22 protein-coding genes, 1 tRNA gene and 1 pseudogene are annotated in these 25802 nt (G+C 70.0%); 10 read left to right on the top strand and 14 right to left on the bottom strand.

Annotation, left to right across the window (positions count from 1 at the left end; translation table 11 throughout):
- Window positions 1-56: 56 nt before the first annotated feature.
- On the bottom strand, window positions 57-1652 hold the full coding sequence (locus tag ACQPY0_RS00350; protein ID WP_432982800.1) for a hypothetical protein: 1596 nt from the start codon (window positions 1650-1652) through the stop codon (window positions 57-59).
- Between the two features lie 292 nt (window positions 1653-1944).
- Here ACQPY0_RS00350 and ACQPY0_RS00345 point away from each other — a divergent pair, with 292 nt between their 5' ends.
- Window positions 1945-2853 carry a glycosyltransferase gene (locus ACQPY0_RS00345; RefSeq protein ID WP_432982797.1) on the top strand — a complete coding sequence of 303 codons (909 nt, stop codon included), beginning with the start codon at window positions 1945-1947 and terminating at the stop codon, window positions 2851-2853.
- Between the two features lie 2 nt (window positions 2854-2855).
- The gene (locus ACQPY0_RS00340) at window positions 2856-3554 is read left to right on the top strand and encodes a class I SAM-dependent methyltransferase (RefSeq protein WP_432982794.1); all 699 of its coding nucleotides are present in this window, start codon (window positions 2856-2858) and stop codon (window positions 3552-3554) included.
- Here ACQPY0_RS00340 and ACQPY0_RS00335 read toward each other — a convergent pair.
- Entirely contained in the window at window positions 3551-4573 is a 1023-nt protein-coding gene (locus tag ACQPY0_RS00335; RefSeq protein ID WP_432982791.1) for a hemolysin family protein, read from the bottom strand. The two genes, ACQPY0_RS00340 and ACQPY0_RS00335, sit on opposite strands and share 4 nt — an antisense overlap.
- Complete coding sequence (locus tag ACQPY0_RS00330; RefSeq protein WP_432995896.1) at window positions 4566-5894, bottom strand: hemolysin family protein; 1329 nt, start codon at window positions 5892-5894, stop codon at window positions 4566-4568. The genes ACQPY0_RS00335 and ACQPY0_RS00330 overlap by 8 nt, the downstream gene beginning before the upstream one ends.
- A 208-nt stretch (window positions 5895-6102) precedes the next feature.
- Here ACQPY0_RS00330 and ACQPY0_RS00325 point away from each other — a divergent pair, with 208 nt between their 5' ends.
- On the top strand, window positions 6103-6336 hold the full coding sequence (locus ACQPY0_RS00325) for a hypothetical protein (protein WP_432982788.1): 234 nt from the start codon (window positions 6103-6105) through the stop codon (window positions 6334-6336).
- 75 nt (window positions 6337-6411) lie between these two features.
- Here the strand turns inward: ACQPY0_RS00325 and ACQPY0_RS00320 are convergent, their stop codons facing one another.
- A complete protein-coding gene (locus ACQPY0_RS00320) occupies window positions 6412-8559 on the bottom strand; it encodes a (Fe-S)-binding protein (RefSeq protein WP_432982785.1) in 2148 nt (715 codons plus the stop codon).
- A 192-nt stretch (window positions 8560-8751) separates the two neighbouring features.
- Window positions 8752-9036, bottom strand: a complete 285-nt coding sequence (locus tag ACQPY0_RS00315; protein WP_432982782.1) for a cell division protein CrgA — start codon at window positions 9034-9036, stop codon at window positions 8752-8754.
- Window positions 9037-9166: 130 nt separating this feature from the next.
- On the opposite strand from ACQPY0_RS00315, the gene ACQPY0_RS00310 reads away from it, so the two are divergent.
- Genes ACQPY0_RS00310 through ACQPY0_RS00295 form a run of 4 tightly spaced genes read left to right on the top strand, consistent with a single transcriptional unit; the run spans window position 9167 to window position 11910 of the window.
- Complete coding sequence (locus ACQPY0_RS00310) at window positions 9167-9976, top strand: DUF881 domain-containing protein (RefSeq protein WP_432995894.1); 810 nt, start codon at window positions 9167-9169, stop codon at window positions 9974-9976.
- A gap of 6 nt (window positions 9977-9982) precedes the next feature.
- A complete protein-coding gene (locus tag ACQPY0_RS00305; RefSeq protein ID WP_432982779.1) occupies window positions 9983-10987 on the top strand; it encodes a class E sortase in 1005 nt (334 codons plus the stop codon).
- Between the two features lie 4 nt (window positions 10988-10991).
- The gene (locus ACQPY0_RS00300) at window positions 10992-11258 is read left to right on the top strand and encodes a hypothetical protein (protein WP_432982777.1); all 267 of its coding nucleotides are present in this window, start codon (window positions 10992-10994) and stop codon (window positions 11256-11258) included.
- A gap of 7 nt (window positions 11259-11265) precedes the next feature.
- Window positions 11266-11910 carry an aminodeoxychorismate/anthranilate synthase component II gene (locus ACQPY0_RS00295; RefSeq protein ID WP_432982774.1) on the top strand — a complete coding sequence of 215 codons (645 nt, stop codon included), beginning with the start codon at window positions 11266-11268 and terminating at the stop codon, window positions 11908-11910.
- A 233-nt stretch (window positions 11911-12143) separates the two neighbouring features.
- Here ACQPY0_RS00295 and pknB read toward each other — a convergent pair whose 3' ends face one another.
- From pknB to ACQPY0_RS00260, 7 genes and pseudogenes are all read right to left on the bottom strand, one after another.
- Window positions 12144-13880 (bottom strand): Stk1 family PASTA domain-containing Ser/Thr kinase, encoded by a 1737-nt coding sequence (gene pknB / locus ACQPY0_RS00290; protein WP_432995892.1) that lies wholly within the window; start codon window positions 13878-13880, stop codon window positions 12144-12146.
- Window positions 13881-14446: 566 nt separating this feature from the next.
- Window positions 14447-15705 (bottom strand): annotated as a pseudogene (locus tag ACQPY0_RS00285) (protein kinase domain-containing protein); the annotation flags it as partial.
- A 15-nt stretch (window positions 15706-15720) separates the two neighbouring features.
- A complete protein-coding gene (locus tag ACQPY0_RS00280; protein WP_432982771.1) occupies window positions 15721-17244 on the bottom strand; it encodes a peptidoglycan D,D-transpeptidase FtsI family protein in 1524 nt (507 codons plus the stop codon).
- A complete protein-coding gene (locus tag ACQPY0_RS00275) occupies window positions 17241-18746 on the bottom strand; it encodes an FtsW/RodA/SpoVE family cell cycle protein (protein WP_432982768.1) in 1506 nt (501 codons plus the stop codon). The genes ACQPY0_RS00280 and ACQPY0_RS00275 overlap by 4 nt, the downstream gene beginning before the upstream one ends.
- A 27-nt stretch (window positions 18747-18773) precedes the next feature.
- Entirely contained in the window at window positions 18774-20195 is a 1422-nt protein-coding gene (locus ACQPY0_RS00270) for a PP2C family protein-serine/threonine phosphatase (protein ID WP_432982765.1), read from the bottom strand.
- On the bottom strand, window positions 20192-20671 hold the full coding sequence (locus ACQPY0_RS00265; RefSeq protein WP_432982762.1) for an FHA domain-containing protein FhaB/FipA: 480 nt from the start codon (window positions 20669-20671) through the stop codon (window positions 20192-20194). Before ACQPY0_RS00265 ends, ACQPY0_RS00270 begins: the two co-directional genes overlap by 4 nt.
- Window positions 20672-20711: 40 nt before the next feature.
- Window positions 20712-21494 (bottom strand): FhaA domain-containing protein, encoded by a 783-nt coding sequence (locus tag ACQPY0_RS00260; RefSeq protein ID WP_432982759.1) that lies wholly within the window; start codon window positions 21492-21494, stop codon window positions 20712-20714.
- 142 nt (window positions 21495-21636) lie between these two features.
- Here ACQPY0_RS00260 and ACQPY0_RS00255 point away from each other — a divergent pair.
- The 3 genes from ACQPY0_RS00255 (at window position 21637) to ACQPY0_RS00245 (ending at window position 24007) form a co-directional block, all read left to right on the top strand.
- Window positions 21637-21719, top strand: a tRNA-Leu gene (locus ACQPY0_RS00255).
- Window positions 21720-22125: 406 nt separating this feature from the next.
- Complete coding sequence (locus ACQPY0_RS00250; protein WP_432982756.1) at window positions 22126-23199, top strand: NAD-dependent epimerase/dehydratase family protein; 1074 nt, start codon at window positions 22126-22128, stop codon at window positions 23197-23199.
- Between the two features lies 1 nt (window position 23200).
- Window positions 23201-24007, top strand: a complete 807-nt coding sequence (locus ACQPY0_RS00245) for a WecB/TagA/CpsF family glycosyltransferase (protein WP_432982753.1) — start codon at window positions 23201-23203, stop codon at window positions 24005-24007.
- A 516-nt stretch (window positions 24008-24523) separates the two neighbouring features.
- Here the strand turns inward: ACQPY0_RS00245 and ACQPY0_RS00240 are convergent.
- Entirely contained in the window at window positions 24524-24820 is a 297-nt protein-coding gene (locus ACQPY0_RS00240) for a hypothetical protein (protein WP_432982750.1), read from the bottom strand.
- Window positions 24821-25145: 325 nt separating this feature from the next.
- Window positions 25146-25637: a hypothetical protein gene (locus ACQPY0_RS00235; RefSeq protein ID WP_432982747.1), complete on the bottom strand. Its 492-nt coding sequence runs from the start codon at window positions 25635-25637 to the stop codon at window positions 25146-25148.
- Between the last annotated feature and the right edge of the window lie 165 nt (window positions 25638-25802).

The raw sequence follows: 25802 nt of genomic DNA, 5'->3' as shown, positions 1-25802 counted from the left end.
CGGCTGGGCGGGATCCCGCACCGCCGTCCATGATGCGGGATCCCCGGTGACCGGGCTCAGCTGACGTTGACGGTGATGTCCGAGGTGACCGCCGGCGCCGTGGTCACAGACCAGAACCGCTGGCCCTTGGGCGACACCCAACCATTCGCGCTGCGGCTGCGGACCTCGATCTGGAACGATCCGGCCCGATCGGCCGTGACCTCGACGGACGCCGTGCCGTTGGGGGTCGCCGGGACCGTCTGCTCGGCGCCGCCGTTCACCGTGTAGACGTAGTCGGTGATGGCGCCCGTGTTCGGCCCGGGCGTGAAGTCGACCTGGAACGGTACGCCGATGACCGGATCGGCCGGGCCGTTCACCGACGGTGCGGTGTTGGCGATGATCAGCCGATATGACGTGACCGGCGAGAGGTTGAACGCCCGGTCGAAGCTGCGCACACTGAGAATCACGAACCCGCTGTTCGGCGGCGACACGGTAAGCGTCGCCCCGCCGCCGGCCTGGTCGGCGTGCACGACGCCCGGCGTCGAGAACGGGTCGGCGAACTCGGGCACGCCGTAGGGCCCGATGTAGGCGCCGAACACCGAGAACACGCCGTTCCAGCTGTACTGGTAGCCGTACACGTCATCGACGCCGTTCGGGCCCAGGTTGTAGACGATCGGATCGCCGCCCGGGTAGCGCGTGGTGTTGCTGGGATAATTGGGCGAGTTCACCGTGGGCGCGTTGGCCGGCGCCGTGGCATCGGTGGTGAAGTAGCACGTCTGCGACCACGGCGAGTCGTCGGTGCCGTCGTTGACCCGCGCCTGCCACGCGTAGGTCGTGTTGTCGGCGAGCGCGTCGGCCGGCGGGGTGACCGATTCGACATGGCCGTTCTGCATGGACTGCTGGGTGACCGTCGTCCGCTGGTCGGGACGGTCGACCGGCCAGATCGCGAATTCGCCGGTGAGCCGCGCATCGTCCGGGTCGGCGTCGTGCACCTGGGCTCCCAGCACCGGCGTGAGGCTGTTCAGGTACGGGTAGGGCGCGCCGGTCGCGCACGGCCGCAAGCCGTTGAACAGCGGGCCCGGCGCGGGTGGCCGCGTGTTGTAGCCGAGATACAGGATCGGCGCGTCGATGCGCCGGCCGAGCGATACCTGATGCTCGAACGCCCCGGGCAGCCGCACCTCGAACGAGACGTGCGACGGCAGCTTGATGCCCGCCGCGACAGCCCGGTTGACCAGGTCGACGAGGTCGAGCAGCGGGTAGTTGGCCGGGCACTGGCCGACCGGGCCGAGGGTGCCCAGCTTGACCAGCTCGCGCGGCGGGTTGCGCCACGTCGGCTGGGCCTTCTCGGCGGTCGCCCAGACCTCGATCTGACGGTGCGCGCAGTCGGTGGCCTGGGTCTCCGGCACGGCGAGCTTCGCCGAGAGGATGTGCTTGCTCAATACCGCCGCCACGTCGAAGGTGGCGTATACGCGCGACACGTGCAGCCGGTTGTTGGCGTCCCGCCAGGCGCCGAGCGGCGCGTTGCCGGTGGGGTTGAGGTAGGTGGTGTCGGGATGCGCCGAATCCGTATAGGCCCACGAGATTCGGGGCGCGTCGAGGTTGGTTTGGCCGGCTCGCGCCGGCGTAGCGGTGCCGAACAAACCGGCAACCGCGGACAGCACCACGGTGGACAACAACACACCGAGGCGCGGACGCCGTAACACAGGACCACGTCCTCCCGTTACCGCAGGCGGTGGACTCCGCCCGTGGATAGTGGTGACGATAAATCGATCTGCCGATCCCACGCCGTCCCGTTGCGCGTTACCGACGTTCGGCGTGAATCGGGTACAGACCGACCAAACGAACAGTCCTGGGCATGTCGGCGTCGTAGTGCAGCACGGTCGCTCCGTGCAGTTCGGCGGTGGCCGCGATGATCCCGCGGCATCGCGGTGAACAGATTTCATTTCTGGGCGATACATTGCCGCCATGCCGAAACCGAGCCCCGACAGATACGTGCTCGTCACCGCCGCTCGGGACGAGGCCGCTCGGTTGCCGCAGACCGTCAGCGGGATGCTGGCGCAGACCGTCAAGCCCGTTCGGTGGGTCGTCGTCGACGACGGGTCCGTCGATGACACGGCCTCGGTCGTACGGCGGCTCGTCGAGGGCGTCGAGTGGGTCACCCTCGTGCGGCGGGACGACGCCGCGCCGGCCGACTTCGCGTCCAAGGTGCATGCCGTGCGGGCCGGCATTGAGCAACTCGACGGGCTGCAGTACGACTTCATCGGGACCCTCGACGCGGACATCGTGCTCGAAACCGACTATTTCGAGCGGCTGCTGCGCGTCTTCGACGGCTCGCCGCGGCTCGGACTGGCCGGGGGGCAGATCGTCGAGGAGTACGGCGGGCGGGCCGTTCGGCAGCGGATCAGCGCCAACAGCGTGTCCGGGGCCGTGCAGCTCTTCCGGCGCGAGGTGTTCGAGGCCATCGGAGGGCTGCGGCCGGCCCGGCTCGGCGGGGAGGACTCGGCGGCGGAGATCATGGCGCGAATGCTCGGGTGGGACGTGCAGACGCGGTTCGAGCTGCCCGTGCGGCATCAGGGGCGGGTGCTCTCGCGAAATCGGGGGGCGCTCCGGGCCTGGTTCGCCCGGGGGCAGGTCAGCCGCAGTCTCGGGTACGACCCGGTCTTCCTGCTCGCCATGAGCGCCTATCGCAGCCTCGTCCAGCCGCCGTACCTCGTCAGCGGGGCGCTCATGTTCGCGGGATACCTCGCCGGGGCCGAGGCCGTGCTCGAGCCGGATGCCGTCGCGTTTCTGCGGCGGGAGCAGCGGCAGCGGCTGTGGGGCATGTTCGGCCACCGCGGCTGGCGCGCCCAGCTGGCCTGGCGGGCGGGGCGGTAGGCGTGGACGACTGGCTCGCGGACACCCGCACCTCGTACGACACCGTCGCCGAAAGCTACGCCGACGTCGTCCGCGACGCGCTCGGCCACGACCCCTACCTCGCCGGCAGCCTCCGGCTCTTCGCCGGACTCGTCCAGGGCGGCCCGGCGAAGAGCGGGAGGCCCCTCGCCCAGGGCGGCCCAGCGGAGAGCGGGAGGCCCCTTGTCCAGGGCGGCCCGGTCGCGGACGTCGGCTGCGGTCCGGGCCACGTCACGGCGTTTCTGGACGGGCTGGGGCTGGACGCGTTCGGGCTCGATCTGTCGCCGGGCATGATCGAGGTGGCCCGGCGCGAGCATCCCGGCCTGCGCTTCGAGGTCGGGTCGATGACCGACCTGCCGCTGCCGGACGCCTCGCTCGGCGGGCTGGTCGCGTTCTGGTCGTTGATTCACATCCCGGACGACGAGCTGGGCGGCGTGCTCGGCCACTTCCGGCGGGTGCTGCGGCCCGGCGCGCCGCTGCTGGCCGGGTTTCACGTCGGGGACACGGACACGCTCAAGACACAGGGGTACGGCGGGCACCCGATGCGCGTCCGCGTCCGCCGGCGCGAGCCCGAGCGGATGGCGGAGCATCTGCGCTCGGCCGGCTTCGCGGTCGAGGCGTGCCTGCTGATGGACGTGGACACGCCGACGCCGGGCGCCGCGATGTTCGGCCGAAGGCCCTAGACGGGCTGGGGCACCGGCTCGCCGACGACCGCGGTCAGGACGTCGTCCAGCGTCACCACGCCCAGGGGGGTCCGGCCGTCGCTGACCAGGACGATGTGCTGGCGTTCGCGGCGCATGGCCAGCAGCAGCTCGGCCAGCGTGCGGGTGGGTGGCACGATGCCCAGCGGGCGGATCAGCTCGGCCGGGATCGGGGCGCGGCGCTGCGGGCCGACGAAGCCCAGCACGTCCTTGACGTGGACGAAGCCCAGGACCCGGCGGCTCGCGCGCTCGACGACCGGGAAGCGGGAACGGTTCGTCCGGGTGGCCAGGACCTCCAGCGACGCCGGGGAGACGTCCTCGGCGATCGTCGTCACTTCCGACCAGGGGCGGAGGGCGTCGCGGGCCGTGCGGTGGGACAGGGCCAGCGCGCCGGCGATGCGGGCGTGCTCCTCCGGGGCCAGCAGGCCCTCCGTCGTGGCCTGGGCGGCGAGGCCGGCCAGCTCCTCGGCGGTGAACACGGTCTTGACCGAGCCGGTGGCCTCGATGCGCCAGAGCGACAGGATGGTGCGCGACGCCCACTTCATGGCGACCAGGACCGGCTTGGTGGCCATGCAGAAGGCGTACATCGGCGGGCCGAGCCACAGCACCGCGCGCTCGGGGTTGGCCAGGGTCAGGTTCTTCGGCACCATCTCGCCGACGACCGTGTGGGCGAAGACCACCACCGCGAGGGCCAGGGCGAAGGCGACCGGGTGGACCAGGTTCTGCGGCAGGTGCAGCAGCTCGAACGGGTGGTGCAGGCCGTGGGCGAGGGCCGGCTCGGCCAGGGCGCCCAGGCCGAGCGTGCAGATCGTGACGCCCAGCTGGGCGCCGGCGATCATCAGCGGGATCTCGTTCATGGCGCGCATGGCGGTGCGGGCGCGGCGGGACGTGTGCGCCATCGGCTCGATGACCGTGCGGCGGGAGGCGATCAGCGAGAACTCGCCCGCCACGAAGAAGCCGTTGCCGAGCAGCAGCAGGACGGTGATGAGCAGCTCAGTCATCTTCGGGGACCTCCGGGCGCACCACGCGCACCTGCTCGATGCGGCGGCGGTCGACCTCGACCACGGTGAACTCCCAGCCGTTCTCGTTCCACGTCTCGCCGACCGCCGGGATGTGGCCCAGGCGCGCCATCAGGAAGCCCGCCAGCGTCTCGTAGGGCCCCGGGGGCACGTGGAACCCGGTCAGCTCGGCCAGCTCGTCCTCGCGCAGCACGCCGTCGACGAGCACGGTGCGCTCGGCGCCGGGGGCGGTCAGGTCGGGCATGCCGTGGGCGGTGGTCGGCTCCTCCTCGACGTCGTGCTCGTCGGCGATCTCGCCGACCAACTCCTCGACGAGGTCCTCGACGGTGACGACGCCGTCGGTGCCGCCGTATTCGTCCACGACGATCGCCACGTCCGAGTTGCCCTTGCGCAGGGCCTCGAGGACGCCGTCGAGGTCGAGGCTCTCCGGCACGAAGACGGGCTCGCGGGCGACCGCGGAGACCTTGGTGGTGGGGCGGCGCACCGGGGGGACGCTCAGCGCGTCGGTAACCGTGACGACGCCTGTGACCTGGTCGAGGGTCTGCTCGTAGATCGGGAAGCGGCTGTAGCCGGTCTGGACCGAGGTGGCGAGCAGGTCGGCGACGGTGGCGTCGGCGCGCAGGGAGACGACGTCGACGCGCGGGGTCATCGCCTCCGCGGCACGCTTGTCGCCGAAGCGGATCGTGCGCTGCAGCAGGACCGCGGTCTCCTTCGGCAGTGCGCCGGCCTGGGCCGAGATCGCGGCGAGCAGGCCGAGCTCCTCGGGCGAGCGGGCGCTGGCCAGCTCCTCCTGGGGCTCGATGCCGAAGCGCCGGACGACCCAGTTGGCGGTGCCGTTGAGCAGCGTGATCAGCCAGGAGAAGAACCTGGAGAAGCCGCGCTGCGGTCCGGCGGTGGCGCGGGCCAGCGGCATCGGCTTGGCCAGTGCGGCGTTCTTCGGCACGAGCTCACCGAAGAGCATCGACAGCAGGGTGGCGACGATGAGGCCGCAGACGTGCGCGGCGGTGTCGGTCACCGAGCCGAAGATCGGGTGCAGGACCGGCTCGAGCAACCGCGAGATCGCCGGCTCGGCGAGGTAGCCGGTCAGCAGACCCGCGAGAGTGATGCCGAGCTGAGCGCCGGAGAGCTGGAACGACAGCTCGCGCAGTGCCTGGCGGACGGTGCGGGCCTTGCGGTCGCCCGCGTTGGCGCGCTGCTCGATCTCCGCGCGGTCGACGGTGACGAGCGAGAACTCAGCGGCGACGAAGCCTGCGTTCGCGGCGGTGAGCAGCACGAACGCCAGCAGGGGCAACAGTGTGGTCAACACGCTCGCGCGACGATCCCTTCAGGTGTGACCCGATTGTTCCACGTGAACCCAAGCCGCGCCGAAGCCGCCCTTGAGGCCCTGTCAAACGAGCCACCTGAAGATCGAGATACGTAGATCACCTTCCCTCTTTCGAGGGCTTTGCCCCGCGCTGAACAGCGCCGATGCTGATGCCAGCGGGGTCAGGGCAAGCATCGAGGGGGACTTGATGGGCGCGGCGATGATCGGCGCTTGTATCGCGCTCGCGGCCGGCGTGGCCATGGGCAACGCCGGCGCGAAGGCGAAGCGGGCCCGCATGGACTACATGCGTACGAAGGCGCTGGTCCCGGGCGCCCGCAAGACGGCCTGGGCCGAGGGCCTCAAGGGGCTACGCGTCATCGCGACCTGCACCGCCGTGCTGATCGCGCTGGGCCTGGCCATGAACGTCATTGGGCAGCGATAGCTGCCCAACCAAACGCGGACCTGGAGTCTGACGGGAGCAGCGGTCGTGCCCACGACGGACCGGAGCAAGAAGCTTTTATTTCTGTACGGCCCTGAGCAGGACCGACGCCACATCCACGACCTCGACGTCCTCCGGCGCGGCCCCCGCGGACTTCTTCCCGGTCACGCCGTCGCCGAGCATGGTCAGGCAGAACGGGCACGCCACCGCGACCGTCTTCGCGCCGGTCGACAGCGCCTCCTCCACCCGCTCCACGTTGATCCGCTTGCCGATGCGCTCCTCCATCCACATGCGCGCGCCGCCGGCGCCGCAGCAGAAGGAGCGCTCCGCGAACCGGTCCATCTCCACCAGGCCCTTGTCCTCGCCCGCCGGGCCCGCGACCGCGCCCAGCACCTCGCGGGGCGGGGTGAAGACGCGGTTGTGCCGGCCCAGGTAGCAGGGGTCGTGGTAGGTGACCGCGCCGTCGAGCGGCTGGACCGGGGTCAGCTTGCCGGCCGCGACGAGCTGGGCGAGCAGCTGCGTGTGGTGCATGACCTCGTAGTGCCCGCCGAGCTGGCCATACTCGTTCGACAGCGTGTTGAAGCAGTGCGGGCAGGTCGCGACGATCTTCTTGACGCCGGCCTCGTTGAGCGTCTCGACGTTCTGCTGGGCGAGCATCTGGAAGACGAACTCGTTGCCGATGCGGCGGGCCGGGTCGCCGGTGCAGGTCTCGCCCTGGCCGAGGATCGCGAACTTGACGCCGGCCTCGTGCAGCAGCGTGGCCACGGCGCGGGTGGTCTTCTTGGCGCGGTCCTCGAAGGCGCCGGCGCAGCCTACCCAGAAGAGGTACTCGAAGTCGCCCTCCTCCAGCTCGGCGACGTTGGGGACCTCGAAGCCCAGCCCCTTGGTCCAGTCGTCGCGGGTGGACTGCGCCGCGCCCCACGGGTTGCCCTTGTTCTCCAGGTTGCGCAGCATGACGCCGGCCTCGGTCGGGAAGTTCGACTCGATGAGGACCTGGTAGCGGCGCATGTCGACGATGTGGTCGACGTGCTCGATGTCGACCGGGCACTGCTCGACGCACGCGCCGCAGGTGGTGCACGACCACAGCACGTCGGGGTCGATGATGCCGTTCTCCTCGGCGGTGCCGATGAGCGGGCGCTCCTTCTCGGCGAGCGCGAGGACGTCGACCTTCGCCAGCGCCTCCTCGGCGGCGGTGTCGCCGCCGGCGAGCAGGTAGGGCGCCTTGGCGTAGGCGTGGTCGCGCAGGTTGAGGATCAGCAGCTTCGGCGAGAGCGGCTTGCCGGTGTTCCAGGCCGGGCACTGCGACTGGCACCGCCCGCACTCGGTGCAGGTGGTGAAGTCCAGCATGCCCTTCCAGCTGAACTGCTCGACGGTGGCCACGCCGAACTGGTCCTTTTCCGGGTCGGCCTCCTCGAAGTCCAGCGGCTTGCCCTGGCTGGTCATCGGGCGCAGCGCGCCGAGGCCGGAGCCGGTGCGCCTCGGCGCGCGCTTGAAGAAGATGTTGAAGAACGCGAGGAAGCGGTGCCAGGCCACGCCCATGGTCACGTTGCTGGCGATCACGATGACCCAGGCCATCGAGACGATGATCTTCGCCATCGCGATCAGGCTGACCGCGGCCGGCCAGGCCGGCAGGATCGAGCCGAGCGCGTGGCTGACCGGGGCGGCCCACGCGGGCCACTCCAGCTCGTCGTTGGCGGCCTTGAAGCCGCGGATGAAGAAGCCGCAGAGCAGGACCGCGAGGATCGTGTACTCGACGTAGTACGCCTGCCACATGGTCGAGCCGGTGAAGCGGGACCGGCGCTCCGGTTTGCCCGGCAGGTTGCGCAGCCGGATGCCCATCAGCACCAGGATGCCGATGAAGCCGAAGACGCCGATCCACTCGGTGACCAGGCCGTAGAGGTTCCAGGCGCCGATCAGCGGCAGGCCCAGGCCGGGCTTGACGACCTCGAAGTAGGCCTCGACGACCAGCAGCGAGAGCGCGATGAACGCGATCATGACGAACCAGTGCGCGGCGCCGACGACGGTCCAGCGCAGCATGCGGGTGTGGCCGAGGGTCTCGGCGAGCATGTTGCGCAGGCGCAGGCCCTTGTCGCCGCTGCGGGTCGGATCGGGCTGGCCCAGCCGGATCACCGCGAGCATGCGCCGGATGGTGCGCACGACAAGGACCGCCGCGACGATCGTGATCGCCGCGGCGACGCAGGTCGTCACGATCTGCACTGCACCCATGCCGAAGCCTCCCAGGGGTCCTCGCCGGAACCGTATACCTCAGAAGGACCTTAGTCCTCCTTGTTACCCGTGGGTAACGTGAAGTAGGTCGCAGCACACGCTAGGACACCGGGAGGCAAAGATGACCTCCGACACCGCAGGTTGTGACGCATTCGCCCCCTCGGCGGGCCGAGGGGGCGACAGTTCAATCGATCAACGCCACTTGGAGAAGACCGCGAGCGATGCGACGAGGAAGCCGAAGCCGATGGCCAGGTTCCAGTACTTGAGGTCCGCCAGCGTCGAGAGCCAGTCGACGTCGAAGAACCCCTGGGTCAGGTAATACGACACCAGCCACGCGATGCCGATCACCACCAGCGCCACGGCGAGTGCGGGCACCCACACCGGGCTCGGGCGGCGCTTCACCGCGGCGGTTTCCTGCGGCCGCAGCTCCGCCGGGGCGGTGTAGACCTTCTTCTTGCGAACTGTCGACTTCGGCACGGCGCTCTCCTGGAGGGGTCGTCTGGCCAACACTATCCACGTGACGCCGCCACCTCCGCCAGCGTCGGCCGGAATAATGTTCTGTGACTAGCGTAGTCAAGTCGGCACGCTCGCGCGGGGAGGGGTCGTGGTGGAGTACACATCCGGCGGCTCCTCGTGGACCGCGGCCCTGCGTCGGCTGGGCCGCGCTATGCTGCCGCGCCGCCGCCCAAAACGGACTTTCGGCTGGTCAGTGCTGACGCCCGTGGTGCTCGCGGTGGCCGGGATGCTGTTCTCCCTCAGCGCCGCGACCGCCCAGGGCACCGATCTTCGCGACGACCGCCGCCCGGAATTGACCAACCTCATCGCCGAACGCAAGCAGGAGATCGCGAGCTCGCGGGAGCGGGCCGCGCGGCTGCGCGCCGAGATCGACGCCCAGCAGCAGCGCCAGGCCGGCACCGACGGGCAGGTCGACAGCCAGCGCCGGCGCGGCGACGCCGAGCAGGCCGCCGCCGGGCTGACCGCCGTGCACGGGCCCGGGCTGGTGGTCTCCCTCGACGATGCCCCGCGGCGCGCCGACGGCACCCGCCCGACCGGCGCCACCCCCGACGACCTGGTCGTTCACCAGCAGGACGTGCAGGCGGTCGTCAATGCCCTGTGGGCCGGCGGGGCCGAGGCGATGACGTTGATGGGCGTCCGGGTGATCGCCACGAGCGCGGTACGCTGCGTGGGTAACACGCTGCTGCTCGACGGTCAGGTCTACTCGCCGCCGTTCGTGGTCGCGGCCATCGGTGATCAGGCAAGACTGCAGCGGGCGCTCAACGCCTCCGAGGGGGTCCGGTTGTTCAGCGAGGCCGCCGAGACCTTCGGGCTTGGCTACGAGGTGAGGATGGAGGCGGACGTGCAGGCCAAGGCCTACGACGGCTCCACGGCGCTGCGCGCGGCCCAGGCCGGGTCCTAGCCCGCCATGGAGAACCGTCCCCGTCACCGCGCACTGGACCAGGACGACATCGCGACCACGGTCCTGCCGCGCCTCCCCGAGCGGGATCCGGGCGACGCGACCGCGGTAATCGCGAAATTCGCCCCGGACGCGTCCGAAACCGCCTATATTCCTAGACTCAGCGACGCTTCTGCGGCCAACCCCACCGCCGAGGCCAAGAAACTTCCACCGACGCCCACCCCCGAGGAACCGCCGGTCGCAGCCGAGGCGCCGCCGAGAGGCGCCATCGTGGTACCGCTGCGCCCGATCCGTACCGAGGAAGGGTACCGGAGCGTGTACTCCGAATACACCAGGACCACGTTCGGCTCGGTGGCCCGCGCCATCAGCCGCGCGACGGGCGAGGTGCTGATCACGTTCGGCCTCATCGTGCTGCTGTTCGCCGGCTACGAGGTCTGGGGCAAGTCCGCGATCGTCGACGCGCACCAGGACGAGCTCAACCGCCGGCTCGAGCAGCAGTGGGCCCAGCAGCCGACCGTCGGCCCGAGCGCCGGGCCGTCACCGGCGGTGGTGAAGCCGGCCAACGGCGCCGTCATCGCCTCCGTGCACATCCCGCGGCTGAACAAGAAGTGGGCGGTCGTGCAGGGCGTGACCCCGGCCGACATCCGCTACGCGCCCGGGCACTACCCGGACACCGCGCTGCCGGGGCAGATCGGCAACTTCTCCATGGCCGGGCACCGCACCCCGGCCATCTGGTGGGACCTCGACCAGCTCAAGCCCGGCGACCCGGTGCTGGTCAAGACCGCCGACACCTGGTATGTCTACACCGTCACCGGCCACGAGATCGTGCTGCCGACCGCCGTGCAGGTGGTGGCGCCCGTGCCGGACAAGCCCGGCGAGGTGCCGACCAGGGCGGTGCTCACCATGACCACCTGCAACCCGAAGTTCAACAACTACCAGCGGCTCGTGGTCCACGCCGATCTCACCCGCTCCCAGCCCGTCGCCGACGGCGACCCCGCCGAGCTGAAGGGCTGAGCGCGTGTACTCCTGGATCTGGCGGCACATCCCGTTCAAGCAGTGGCAGCTCAAGGCGCTCTTCTCCGCGGTGCTGGTCCTCGGCGTCGGCGCGGTGCTGTGGTACGAGGTCTTCCCGGCTGTCGAGCCGATCCTGCCGTTCGACGACGTGCAGGTCGAGAGCAACGACCCCGGCGCGGACATCACCGTCGAGAGCCCCGCCCCCTCGGCACCGGCGCCGGGACCGACCAAGACCAGCAGCCCCGCCCCCCAGGTGGTCCTCCCCAGTTAGGAGCGCCGTGCGCGTCCTCGTCATCGACAACTACGACTCCTTCGTCTTCAACCTGGTCCAGTACCTGGGCCAGCTCGGCGTGGAGTGCGACGTCCGCCGCAACGACGAGATCACGGTCGACGAGGTCGGCCAGGCCGCACCCGCCGGCGTACTGCTCTCCCCGGGGCCGGGCACGCCGCAGCGCGCGGGGATCTGCATGGCGGTCATCGAGCAATACGCGGGCAAGCTGCCCATCTTCGGCGTCTGCCTGGGCCACCAGGCGTTCGGCGCGGCCTTCGGCGCCACGGTGACCCGCGCGCCGGAGCTGCTGCACGGCAAGACCTCGCTGGTCTCCCACACCGGCCAGGGCGTGCTGGCCGGGCTGCCGGACCCGTTCATCGCGACGAGGTACCACTCCCTCGCCGTGGTCGAGTCGACGCTCCCCCCGGAGATCGAGGTGACCGGCCGGACCGAGTCGGGCGTGGTGATGGCGATGCGCCACCGGGAGCTCATGATCGAGGGCGTGCAGTTCCACCCCGAGTCGGTGCTCACCCAGGGCGGGCACCTGATGCTCGCCAACTGGCTCGCCGTCTGCGGGCTGCCGGACGCGCTGGAGCGCGCGCCGGAGCTGGTGGCCGAGGTCGAGGCGCGGCGGATCGCCGCATTTGCCTAGGCAAGCTGTGGATAACCCTGTGGATAACTAGCCAGTTATCCACAGGGTGCGCACGCTGATACGGGCGGGTGACCCGGCGGCCGCCGAGCGGCTGCTCCCCTCGGTGCTCGGCACGGCGCCGAGGGCTCGCGGGCCGGCAAGGTGGCCAAAGATCAACCAACCGCTCGAGCGGTTCCATACACCTCGATCAGGCGACCACCGCACATGCCTCGTCGGGCTGGGGCAAGGCCCCGTCAGTTGTTGGGCGAGGCACTGCCGCTCGGCTTGACCGACCCCGACGGGTTCGCGGTCGGCCCGCCGTCGTCGAATTGGCCGATGCGCAGCACGATCGAAACGCTCTTGGGGCAGATCTGGTTGGTCTGCTTGTTCGCCCCGACCACGAGCCCGTCCTTCGACTGGTCGGTGATCGTGACGGTCTGCGTGCTGACGTTGGTGAAACCGGCCTGCCCGAGCAGCGTCTGGGCCGCCGCCGGGGTCTTGTCCAGCACGTTGGGCATGACCGCCTGGTTGAACTTCGACACGAAGATGGTGACCGTCGAGCCGGGCCTGACCGGGGTGCCGGCCGCCGGGTCGGTGGCCACGACCTCGTCCTTGGCCTCGACGCCGTCGCGCTCCTCGACCTTCACCTGCAGCTTGAGCTGCCCGAGCTGCAGGCTGGCAGCATCCTTGCTCTGCCGGGTCAGCGCCGGAACGTTGACCAGGCTCGGCGCGCCGCAGACCTCGTAGTCGATCTGGGAGCCCTGCTTGACCTGGGTGCCGGGCTTCGGGTCCTGCACGGTCACCACGCCCTCCTGGCAGCCGTCGGTCGAGCCGGTGCGGGGATCGCCGGTCAGGCCCAGCTGGCGCAGCGCGGCGTCGGCCTCGCTCGACTTGCGCCCGGTGATGGTGGGCACCCGGACCAGCGGGTCCTTGTTGGCCAGGTAGAAGCCGATCGACAGGGCGGCCACGGCCAGCAGGCTCAGGATCGTCAGCGAGACGATGACGCCGGTGGAGCTCTTGCGCTTCTGCCGCTGGTTGGCCCGGGCGGGCTGGCGGGAGGCCGGCGGCGGGCGGTAGGCGGTCGTCTGCGCCGCCATGACCGAGGCCATCTCCTCCTCGGTCATCACCGGCGGCGCGGAGACCGGACGGCCGGCGGCGGCGCGCATGACGTCCGCGCGCATCTCGCCGGCCGACTGGTAGCGGTTGAGCGGGTTCTTGGCCAGCGCCTTGAGCACCACCGCGTCGATATCGGGCGTGACGTCGCGGTTGCTGCTGCTCGGCGGGCGCGGGTCCTCCCGGACATGCTGATACGCCACCGACACCGGGTTGTCCCCGACGAACGGCGGGTGGCCACAGACCAGCTCGAAGAGCACGCAGCCGGTCGCGTAGACGTCGCTGCGGGCGTCGACGGGCTCGCCGCGGGCCTGCTCGGGCGAGAGATACTGCGCGGTGCCGATGACCGCCGACGTCTGCGTCATCGTCGTGGCCCCGCTGGCCAGGGCCCGGGCGATGCCGAAGTCCATCACCTTGACCTGGCCGGTCTGCGTGAGCATCACGTTGCCCGGCTTGATGTCGCGGTGGATGATCCCGTGCCGGTGGCTGAACTCGAGGGCGGCGCAGATGTCCGCCGTGATCTCCAGAGCCCGCCGGGGCATGAGCCGCCCCTCGGCCGCGAGCACCTCCTTGAGGGTGCGGCCGTTGACGAACTCCATGACGATGTAGGGCAGTTCCTCGCCCGCCGGCCCGCGCTCCTCGCCGGTGTCATAGACGGCGACGATCGCGGGGTGGTTGAGGGAGGCGGCGTTCTGCGCCTCCCGGCGGAACCGCAGCTGGAAGGTCGCGTCACGAGCAAGGTCGGTGCGCAGCGTCTTGATCGCGACATCGCGGCCGAGCCGCAGGTCGCGACCCCGATGGACCTCGGCCATGCCGCCATAGCCGAGCAGCTCCCCGACCTGGTATCGGCCGCCGAGGAGTCGCGGCTGCGCGGTCATGTCGTGCCGTCCTTCGGTCATCGGCTATTACCTTGCCACGTCTTGCGACGAGAACCCATTCGGGCGGGTGCGACCGTTGCCCCGGTCACGGCTCGCGGCACACGCCGTTCACGATGATCTTCGGAAGCCCGCACGTCGGGCTCGCCCCCGGCCCTGCGGCCGACTTCGACGAGCCCGGGTTGGCGGGCGCGTCGCTCGTCGGGGCGGTGGTCGTCGGCTCGTCGTCGATGGTGCCGCGGTTGACGTACAGGGTGATGGTGCTGCCCTCCGCGACCTCGCCGCACGGCTCGATCTTGACGATCCCGTTCAGAGCCACGCCCTTGGTCGGCTGGTCGACCTGATTCACCGTCATGTGCTTGCGCTCGAGGTCGCGGGCGACGAATTCGGCGGGCAGGATCGACTTGCAGTCCACCTTGACCGGCCGGCCGGTCCCCTTCGGCGGCGTGGGCGACGGGGCCGACGACGGTGGCGCGGCCGAGGCGGGGTTGTCGCCCTGCTGGGTCTTGTTGTCGTCGCCGCTCTGGGAGGCCAGGTAGATGCCGCCGATGCCGACCAGCACCAGCAGCACGACCGCGGCCACGCCGACGAGGAGCAGGTTGTTGTTCCGGCGGCCGCCCGAGGACGAGCCCCCGCCGGAGCCGGACATGGCGGGCGGCGGCGGCTGGTAGCCGCCGGTCGAGCCCAGGAAGGTCGCGGTTTCGTTCGACGGCGGCGGGGGCACGCCGGCCGCGCCGCGCGCCTGGTGGCCGCCGAGGCCCGCGGCCGCGCCGCCGGCCCCGCCGGGGACGGCTCCGGGCATGATCCGCGTGCCGGCGGCGCCCGAGGTGGGCGGGCCGGACATCGGCGAACCAGAGGTCGGCTGGCCGCCGTAGCCGGGCGAGACGGGGCCGCCGGAGACCGGGCCGCCGGAGACGGGGTTGCGCCCCATCGGCGAGCCGGGCGGGCCTATCGGGGCGCCCATGGGCGCGCCCATCGGCGGAACCGCCGGGCCGGTGGCCGTGCCGCCGGAGAGCTGGGCGGAGACGCGTCGGGCGGCCTGGGCCAGCGCTGCGGCGCTCGGCCAGCGGGCGGCCGGGTCCTTGGCCATGGCCCGCTCGACGAGCTGGGCCACCGGCGGCGGGATGTCGCTCGGCAGCGGCGGCGGCATGTCCCGGACGTGCCGCATCGCGATCTCGAGCGGGTTCTCCCCCTCGAACGGCCGTACGCCGGAGAGGCACTGGTAGGCCACGACGCCGAGCGCGTAGACGTCCGACAGGGGCGTGGCCTGGGCGCCCGAGGCCTGCTCGGGCGAGATGTAGGAGGCGGTGCCGAGCACCGAGCCGGCCGCGGTGAGCTGCGCGACCGCCGCGGAGCGGGCGATGCCGAAGTCGGTGAGCACCAGCGTGCCGTTGGGGCGCACGAGCAGGTTGCCGGGCTTCACGTCGCGGTGGACGATGCCCTTCTCGTGCGCCGCGTGCAGCGCGTCCGCGGCCTGGGCGATGAGCGCCATGGCGCGGGCCGGGGTGAGCCGGCCGACCCGGGACAGGGTGCGGGAGAGCGCGTCGCCCTCCACGTACTCCATGATCAGGAAGGCGGTGCCGTTCTCGCTGCCGTAGTCGTAGATGTCGACGACGCCCGGGTGGTTGATCGTGGCCATCGTGCGGGCCTCGCCGCGGAAGCGCTCGGCGAAGCCGGGCTCCTCCAGCAGCGCCGGGAGCAGGACCTTGATCGCGACCGTGCGGCCCAGCACCTCGTCGGTGCCGCGCCAGACGTCGCCCATGCCGCCGCCGGCGATGCGTTCGTCCAGGCGGTAGCGTCCGCCCAGGGTGGTGCCCGGGCTCAACATGTCGCGCACCTCATTTTATCTGATGCCCTTTTCGTCCGCGTATGCCTTCATGATCAGGCCGGCGATCCGAGCCGCCTCGCCGCTGCCGCCCTTGCCAGCGTTCTCGAGGAAGACCGCGACCGAGATGATCGGCTTGCCGTCCTTGAGCGCGAAGCCGATGAACCAGCCGTGGTCCTCCTGCTCCTCGCCGTTCTCCGCCGTTCCGGTCTTACCACCCACCTGCAAACCCGAGATGCGGGCGCTGCGACCCGTGCCGTCGTTGGACGTCACGACGCTGAACATCATGTCCTGCAGTTCGTGCGCCACATCGGCGGTGATCGGGGTGCGCAGCTCCTTCGGGTCCGTGCGGTTGGCGTTGGACAGATCGGCGTTCTGCAGACGGTCGACAATGTAGGGGCGCATCTGCTTGCCGTTGTTGGCAACCGTCGCCGCAATCATGGCGCCTTGCAGCGGCGACATCTTCACCTCGCGCTGTCCGATGCTCGACTGAGCGACGGCGGGCGGGTCGACGCGGTTGTCCGTCCCGGCGGTCATCGGGCCCGTGTGGCTGGCCACGATGCCGCAGTAGTTGCGGTCCTGGTCCTCGATCAGGCGCGGCTCCTGCTCGAAGCCGAAGGCCTGGGCCATCGACTTGAGCTTGTCGGCACCCACGCGCTCGACGCCCATGCGGGCGAAGACCGTGTTGCAGGAGACCGTCAGCGCCTGCTTCATCGTGATGCTGTCGGGGCAGATGCCTTCGTGCGCGTTCTTGATGCGGAACGAGGAGGTCTCCGGCGGCTGGTAGAACTCGCCGCCCTGGACCACCGAGTCGGGGGTCAGCGACGAGTCGGCGGACATGGCCGCCGCCGAAGTGATGACCTTGAAGGTCGAGCCGGGCGGGTACACCTCGGAGGTCGCCCGGTTCAGCAGCGGCTTGTTCGGGTCGTTGTTGAGCGTGTTGTAGTTCGCCTGGGCCGCTTTGGTGTCGTGGGTGCTGAGCAGGTTGGGGTCGTAGCTGGGCAGCGAGACCTCGGCGAGGATCGCTCCGGTGGCCGGGTCGAGCGCGATGGCCGCGCCCTTCTTGATGCCGAGCTTGTTGTTCCCGAGCGCCTGGTAGGCGGTGTCCTGCGCGCCCTTGGACAGGGTCAGCAGCACGTTGCCGCCGGCCGGCTTCTTGCCGGTGAAGAGCCCGGTGATCCGGTCGGCCGCCTGCTTGTCCGAGGTGCCGGTGAGGAAGTCGTTGTTGAGCTTCTCGAGCTTGGTCGAGCTCAGGTTGACCGGCTTGTAGCCCAGGACCGCGGCGTACTCCTCCTTGAGCGGGTACGTCCGCTGGTACTTCAGCGAGTCCCCGGGGGTCGCCGTGGAGTCGGCCAGCACCGTGCCCTTGGCGTCGGCGATCTTGCCGCGCGGCCGCTCGTACTCCGTCGACTGCACCCGCGCGTTGTGCGCGTCGGTGCGGTAGGCGTCGGCCTTGACCACCTGCCGGTAGTTCAGGTTGAGAAACAGCAGGGCGAACAGGACCATCACCACGACGCCGACCCGGCGCAGCGGGGCGTTCATCGCACGACCTCCGTGGGCATCTCTTTGATCTGGACCGGCGCGCCGCCGCCTCCGCCGGGCGCGGTGCCCCCGAGGCCGGCCGACGGAGCACCACCGGCGGGCCGGCGGGCCGCGTCGGAGATGCGCAGCAGCAGGCCGATCAGCAGCCAGTTGGCCACCAGCGACGAGCCGCCCGCCGAGAGGAACGGCGTGGTCTGCCCGGTCAGCGGGATGAGCTGGCTGATGCCACCCACGATGACGAACACCTGCAACCCCAGCGTGAACGCGAGGCCGCCGGCGAACAGCTTGCCGAAGGAGTCCCGGACGTTGATCGCGGCCCGCAGGCCCCGCTCGACGAGCAGCAGATAGGTCACGAGCAGCGCGGTCAGGCCGAAGAGCCCGATCTCCTCGCCCATGCCGGAGAAGATGAAGTCCGTCCAGACCTCGGGCACCTTGGTCGGCTGCCCGGCGCCGGGGCCGGTGCCGGTGAGCCCGCCGGTGCCGAGCCCGAGCAGCGACTGGACCAGCTGGTAGCCCTTGTCGTTGGCGTCGCCGAACGGGTCGAGCCAGGTCGTCGCGCGCTCCGAGAAGTTCAGGAACGGCCCGCCGACGCTCTTGCCGAGGAAGTACGCGAGGAACGCGCCGCCGAGGAACAGCCCGAGACCGATGATCAGCCAGCTGACCCGCTCGGTGGCGACGTAGAGCGTCACGACGAAGAGGCCGAAGTACATCAGCGAGGTGCCGAGGTCCTTCTCGAAGATGAGCACCATCAGCGACATCAGCCAGACGAGCACGACCGGCCCGAGGTCGCGGCCGCGCGGGAAGTCGATGCCGAGGAAGCGCTTGCTCGCCAGGGACAGCACCTCGCGCTTGCGCACCAGGTAGTAGGCGAAGAAGACCAGCAGCGCGATCTTGGCGAACTCGCCCGGCTGGATCGTGAAGCCCGGCAGCTTGATCCACAGCTTGGCGCCGTGGATCGCCGAGTACTTCGACGGCAGCACCGCCGGGATGAGCACCAGCACGATGCCGGCGAGGCCGAGCGTGTAGGCGTAGCGCGACAGCGACCGGTGGTCCCGCACGACCGCCATGAGCACGATCGCGCCGACCACCGCGGCGGCGGTCCAGCCCAGCTGGCGGAAGCCGTCACCACCGAAGACGCTGAGGTCGGCCCGGTCGGCCGCCTTCGTGGTGGCGTAGTCCAGCCGGCGCAGGAACGCCACGCCGAGGCCGTTGATCAGGGCCACGCAGGGCAGGAACACCGGGTCGGCGTAGGGCGCCAGGAACCGGATCGCGACGTGCGCGGCGCCGAAGATCGCCGCGATGATCGCCGTCTGGACCCAGAAGTCGCTCGTGACCTCCTTGACGGCGTTGCCCTCGACCACCGCCGCGTAGATCGTCAGGATGCCGATCACGAACAGCAGCAGCCCCAGCTCGACGTTGCGCCGGTTTCTGGGGCGGGCGGGCGCGGGCGCGCCCGCCCCGCCGCCCGCAGGCGACGGAGCCGGGATGGCGGTGGCTGTCACGACTGGCTTCCTTTACGCCTCGGCACGTCAGCAGCTGGTCCCGGGTTCCGGGGTCGGCGTGGCGGACACGGTCGGCTCGGTGCTCGGCGACGGCGGAACGGCCGGGTCACCGGCCGGCGCCGAGGCGCCGATGCTGGCCGCGGCGGAGTCGGTCACCGTGGGAGACGCCGAGCCTGGGTCGGAAGGTTGCCCCGTCGGACACGTCTGCTTGCGCGAGGGGTTGGTCGGGTCCTCCAGCTGCGTCAGCTTGTCCTGGGCCTGCTGGAGGGTGTCGACCTGGATGCCGGCCTTGACGCTGCCCTGCGCGGTCGGGGTCAGGTCGTCGAGGGTCAGCGTGGAGCTTTCGAGGTAGACGTCGTTGAGCTTCAGCCAGGCGATCTTGCCGGGAACACCCTTGAAGATCGCGATGCGGCCGCTGTCCGTGACGCCGACGAAGTACTTCGACTGGGTGACGTTCCAGCCGTACCAGAGCCCGCCGCCGAGCAGGCCGAGCAGCACCACGAGGAGGATCGCGGTGCGCACCGGGTGGCGGCGGGAGCGCGGCTCCCCGTCGTCCTCGGACTGCTGCGCCGCGGCGGAGCCGCGCGGGTCGGCGTCCCCGTCCGGCACCGGCGGGCGCGGCGCGGCCAGCGCGGCGCCCCGGGCCGAGGACATGGACTGGTCGGCCGAGGTCGCCATGCCCCGGTCCTGCGCCGCCGCGCCGCCCACGATCGGCCGCTCCTCGACGATGTCCTCGTCGGTCACGTCGGCGACGATCACGGTGATGTTGTCGGGCCCGCCGCCGCGCAGCGCCAGCTCGATGAGCCGGCCGGCGCACTGGTTGGGATCGACGTACTCACGCAGCGTGGCCTCGATCGTCTCCGCGCTCACCACGCCGGAGAGCCCGTCGCTGCACAGCAGGTAACGGTCACCGGGCTTGACCTGGCGGACGGAGTACTCCGGGTCGGCGTCGCGGCCGTCCAGCGCCCTGGTCAGCAGCGAGCGCTGGGGATGGCTGTTGGCCTCCTCAAGGCTGATGCGGCCCTCGTCGACGAGCATCTGGACGTAGGTGTCGTCCTTGGTGACCTGGGCGAACTCGCCGTCACGGACGAGATACGCCCGCGAGTCGCCGATGTGCACCATGCCCATCTTGGATCCGGAGAACAGCATGGCGGTCAGGGTCGTGCCCATGCCCTCCATGGCCGGGTTCTCCTCGACCGCATCCCGGATCTGCTGGTTGGCCAGGTCGACGGCGCCCCGGAGGGTGTCGATCATGGCGTTGCCGGGCACGTCTTCGTCGAGCGGCGCCATGGTGGCGATGACGATGTTGCTGGCGACGTCACCGGCGGCCATGCCGCCCATGCCGTCGGCCACAGCCAGCAGCCGCGGTCCGGCGTAGACGGAGTCCTGGTTCCCACTCCGGATCAGACCGCGGTCACTGCGGGCCGCATAGCGCAAGGTGAGGGTCATGGCCGTAACTCGAGAGAAGTGCGGCCGATGCGAATCGGCACGCCGAGGGGGACGGGGGTAGGTGCGCCGACCTTGGTCTTGTCGAGGTAGGTCCCGTTGGTCGAGCCCAGGTCCTCGAGATACCACTGGCTGGCGCGCGGCACGAGTCGAGCGTGCCGTGACGAGGCGTAGTCATCGGTGATTACCAGCGTCGAGTCTTCGGCGCGACCGATGGTGATGGGTGCGTCGCCGAGCGTGATGCGAGTGCCGGCCAGCGCCCCTGCGGTGACGAAGAGCTGGTTGGCGGTCTTGCCCCGCTTCACCTTCGCCGGACGGCCGGGAGCCGTCACCGCACCAACCCCCCGAGGTGCGGCGACGATCCGGCTCGAACGCGAGCCCGCGAACAGGTCCCGGCGGATCACCCCCACCACCGTGAACACGAAGATCCACAGCAGCACGAGCAGCCCGTATCGGGCAACCGTGATGACGAATTCCATCTACGACGCGCTCATTCAGATCCGCCTACGTGAAGTACGGTCATCCATCCACGCGGTAGGTCAGCGTGGTCGTGCCGAGCTGGATCATGTCACCCGGGTTCAACGCGACGGCAGAGACGCGTTGACCGTTGACCATCGTGCCGTTGGTGGAGCCGAGATCGGTCAGCACGACCTGGGCGCCGTCGAAGTCGAGCCGCGCGTGGCGACGCGAGATCCCGACGTCCGGGAGTCGCATGTTGGCCTGATCGCCCCGGCCGATCACGGTCGAACCGATCGACAGAGGGTAGCTTCGCCCGTCGCCGGACACCAGTCGGACATTGCGAGCCGGACCACCGGGCCCGCCGGGCGGGGGGCCGTAACCGCCGGCCGCCTGCTGGTTGTAGCCGCCATACGGGTCCGGGGTCGGCGGCGGCGCGACCTCGGCGCCGGTGTAGACCTCCGCGGTCACCCGGAACATGCCGGTGTCGAGCCCGTCACCGCGTTCGATCTCCACGATGACGTCGCCGTAGACCGTCCAGCCCTGCTCGCCGATGAACTCGGCCTGCGACTGGGCCAGCTCCTGCGCGAGCGCGGCGGCATAGGGCGCCAGCCGGCTGTGATCGTAGGGCGACAGGTCGATCACGTAGCGATTCGGCACGAGCGTGCGCCCGCCAGCCAGAATCGCCTTGTGGGCTTCCGCCTCCCGTTGCATGGCGTTGAGGATCTCCACGGGGTGGACGACCCCCTTGAAGACCTTGGCGAAGGCCCCCTCGACCAGGCCCTCAAGGCGCTTCTCGAAGCGCTGCAGCACACTCACCGGTTCCTCCTCGGGTTCCGAGGTCATGATGGTATCCGGACGTCGCACGCCCGTATGCAGGCTGACCGGTCGGCCCGTGCTACTCTTCCGTGGCGCCCAGGGAAGCCTAGTGCCTACCCGGTGATTCTGCCGAGTGGGACCTAGGTTATGCTCTAGCGCGCAAGGCCACGGGGAAGTGGCGGAATGGCAGACGCGCACGGTTCAGGTCCGTGTGCCCGAAAGGGCGTGGGGGTTCAACTCCCCCCTTCCCCACCGGTCGAAGGCGGCCCCTGCTCAGCGGCGGGGCCGCTTTCGCGTATTCGCCGGTGGATCCTTCGCGCTCGCTTCGCTCGCTCCCCAGTGGGGGGCTTCGCCCACCCACAACCCCCCTATCCTGGGTTGCGGTTCGTCGGGTCCTTGCGGGTTCCGCTTGCGCGTTCTTGAATTCGCCTCGCTTCGCCTCGGGCTTTTCGGCTTGGCTGGTTTGGGGCGTCGGGTTCGTGACTTTGGGGCGCTGGGCTTGCGACTGTTGCTTTTGTCAATGCCTGGTGTGGGGCGGTCTCCGCTAAGCACACCGAGCCGGACTGGTGAAACGGCCGGGGGCCGGCGTTTGATGGGGCTTTGTCTGGCGGGTCTGCCGTCCGCTGGCGCACTGTGTGCGCGGGTATGCTGCCGTCTCGTGAGCGTTGCACTTGTCACCGGGTCGGCCGGACTCATCGGATCTGAAGCCGTGCGCCACTTCGCCTCGCTGGGGCTGGACGTGGTCGGCATCGACAACGACATGCGCAAACGGTTCTTCGGCGCCGAGGCGTCCACCGCGTGGAACGTGGTCCGCCTGACGAGTGACCTGGCCGAGAGCTACACCCACCAAGACGTGGACATCCGGGACCGGGACGCGCTCGCGGCGATCTTCAAGAAGTACGGCAAGGACATCGCCGTCGTCATTCACACGGCGGCCCAGCCGTCCCACGACTGGGCGCTACGCGACCCCTTCACCGACTTCGACGTCAACGCCGGCGGCACGCTCAACCTGCTGCAGAACGTCCGCGAGCACTGCATCGAGGCGCCGTTCATCCACTGCTCGACCAACAAGGTCTACGGCGACCGCCCCAACTCGCTGCCCTACGACGAGCTCGAGACCCGCTGGGAGATCGTCGCCGGCCACGAGTACGAGAACGGCATCAAGGAGGACATGTCGATCGACGCCTGCCTGCACTCCGTCTTCGGCGCCTCCAAGGTCGCCGCGGACGTGATGGTGCAGGAGTACGGGCGCTACTTCGACATGAAGACGGCCTGCTTCCGCGGCGGCACGCTCACCGGCCCCGCGCACTCCGCGACCGAGCTGCACGGCTTCCTCGCCTACGTCATGCGGTGCAACATGGAGCGCCGCACCTACAAGATCTTTGGGTACAAGGGCAAAATGGTCCGCGATGCGATCCACTCGCACGACGTCGTGTCGGCCTTCGAGGCGTTCTTCCGCAACCCGCGCTCCGCGGCCGTCTACAACCTCGGCGGCGGCCGGCACTCCAACACTTCGCACCTCGAGGTCTTCAAGCTCGCCGAGCGGATCACCGGCAACGAGATGATCACCGAGTACCACGAGGCCAACCGAGTCGGCGACCACATCTGGTGGATCGGCTCCAACGAGCGGTTCCAGCTGGACTACCCCGACTGGAAGCAGGTCTACGACGTGCCGATGATCTGCCAGGAGATCTACGAGGCCAACGTCGGCAAGTGGACCCCGGCAGCCTGACGTGATCGACCAGGGCAAGCGCAACGTTCTCGGGGTCGAGGTCAGCGCCGTCGACTACGACGGCGCGGTGGACAAGGTGATGAGCGCCGCCCGCGAGGGCCGCCCGCTGGCCGTCACCGCCCTCGCCGTGCACGGTGTCATGACCGGCGTGCAGGACAAGGCCCATGGGGCCCGGCTGAACTCCTTCGACCTGGTCACGCCCGACGGGCAGCCGGTGCGGTGGGCGCTCAACCTGCTCCACCACGCCCGGCTGGCCGACCGCGTGTACGGTCCCGACCTCACCCTCAAGGTGCTGGAGGAGAGCGCCCGCGAGGGCCTGCCGGTGTACTTCTACGGCTCCACCCAGCAGACCCTGGACCGGCTCGCCGCCAAGCTGCACGAACGCTTCCCCGACCTCAAGATCGCCGGGATGGAGCCCTCCAAGTTCCGCACCGCCACCGCCGGCGAGCCGGAGGAGATCGCGGCCCGGATCAAGTCCTCGGGCGCACGGGTCGTCATGGTCGGCCTCGGCTGCCCTCGCCAGGAGATCTTCGTCTACGCGATGAGACCCTTGATCGACGCGCCGATGCTAGCCGTCGGCGCCGCCTTCGACTACCACGCCGGCGGCCTGAAGAACCCACCACCGTGGATGCAGAAGTACGCTCTGGAGTGGCTGTGGCGCCTAGGCCTGGAGCCGAAGCGCCTCTGGCGCCGATACATCCTGCTCAACCCCAACTACCTGGCCCGCCTGGGCGCCCAGAAGGCCCACCTGTGGAGGGCCGCACCACCAGCTCCAGCCACAGAGCCACTGAGAACCTTCGCGGTCTAGGCCGGGCCAGGCCCCACGGCACCCGCTGGCCGGCCACCATCACCAAGCCGGTCCGGAACCGCCCTCGGGCTGGTCCTCAGCGGCTGGATCGCGAACCCGTCCCGCTCACCGCTTCTTGCCGCCAGCGCCAGGGCCGCCAGCTTTCGAGACAAGCCAGTCCCGGAACCGCCCCTCGGGCTGGTCGCCGGCGACTCGGTCACGAACCCCGCCACGATCTGCTCCGCACCGCTGCTTGGTGCGGGCGCCGGTCCGGCTGCCTTCAAAGAAGGTCGGTCCGGTCCTGCTCAGGTTGGCCCGGTCGTTCGGCCCTGTGCGAACACTGGCATCCCCTCGACGGGCGGCCGCCATCCGCCGCCACGCCCAACCCGTCGGCTGGGCCGCGCGGCTTCTCACCGGCCGGGCGTCTGGGCGTTTGGTCACGGACATGCCGATGGGCGCTCTTGAGGCGGCCATTCGCGTTATCCCGGAAATTTTGGGATATCTCACACTTACGACAGATTGTCCGATCAAGCCGGTTCAGCGGCCGGTGAGGGCGTCCACCTTGGCCGTGCGGCGCTTGAACGTGCCCCGCTTGTCGAAGGCGCGCTCGGCCGGCCACAGCATCAGGGCCAGCGGCGCGGCGATGTACCAGCGGTCGAGCAGCACGTAGGCGACGATGTTGGCCACCACGCCCAGGGCGTACAGACCGATGAGCCAGTCGACCCGCTTCTCGCCGAGCCCGCGCTTGTTGTACGCATCCAGCACACCGAAAGCGCCGATGCTCAGGGCCAGCAGGCCGCCACCGCTCACAAAAGCGAAGATCAGATCGGTCACGTCACTCACCCTTGCTCCCCGCTACACCGGCAAACTCCGACCCAAGCTAAGCGGACATTTCACGATCGACCATCAACTTTGCGACACGCCGATCAACCGAAGGTGGCGCGACCAATCGGACATTCAGCCGATATCACTGATCTTGCGCTTGGTCAGGATCGGGCTGGTCAGGATCGGGAAGCGCCGGAGCGGGTGCTCATGACGGGCCCCGGCCACGCGGCCCGCGCATCCGGAGCCCGTCCGACCTCCCCAGGTCGAGTCCTCCCTGCGTTTCTACAGGGTGTGAATCGACCTGTCGATAGACAGGCGGGATGCGCTCGGCGCACTACTTGAGCTGACGGGACTCCTGGGAGTAGATGAGCTCCAGGATGCTGCGAGCCGCCTCGAACCAGCGGTCCAGCCACTCCTGCTGCGGCAGGGTGCCCTTCGGCGGCAGCTCCATGAGCAGGCCGCGCAGCAGCGGGTGGTCGGCCATCGAGCCGCTCGGCGTGTCCAGCCAGGAGTCGCGGCCGAACATCGGCTCGGTCAGCGGGTTGGTGTTCAGCGAACTGCTGCTGAGCGAACTGCTGCTGAGCGATCCCCCCGTGAGCGGGCCGAGGTCCGCGACCAGTGAGGACTCGGGGAGCTTGGGCGGCGTCATGTCCAGCGGCATCGACGCCCGGTCCAGCGGCGAGCCGTTGCGCGGGGACAGGTCGTCGAGGGGCCCGTCGCCGATGCCGTCCCGGCGACCGCCCGGACGGTAGCTACCCAGTTGCCCGGAGAAACGGTCGTCGGTCTTCGACGATCCGTTGCCGAAGTTGTCGGGGCCAATGTTCACGGTAGGAAGCCTTATCTCACTCGGGGGAAGTGCCCGTAATACGGTGGATTCGCGGCACTCATACCTATAACGACGGTCCTGGTGGAAGGGCCACGCTCCCCCGACGAAAACGGCCGGCCCGCCCCGCAGGCATTACACCGCGGAAACGGGCCGGCCGGCCGTGCC

Origin of the sequence: Dactylosporangium sp. CA-233914, from assembly GCF_050942935.1 — a bacterium.
Lineage (GTDB): Bacteria > Actinomycetota > Actinomycetes > Mycobacteriales > Micromonosporaceae > Dactylosporangium.
This window is presented reverse-complemented; position numbering and strand designations above follow the sequence as displayed.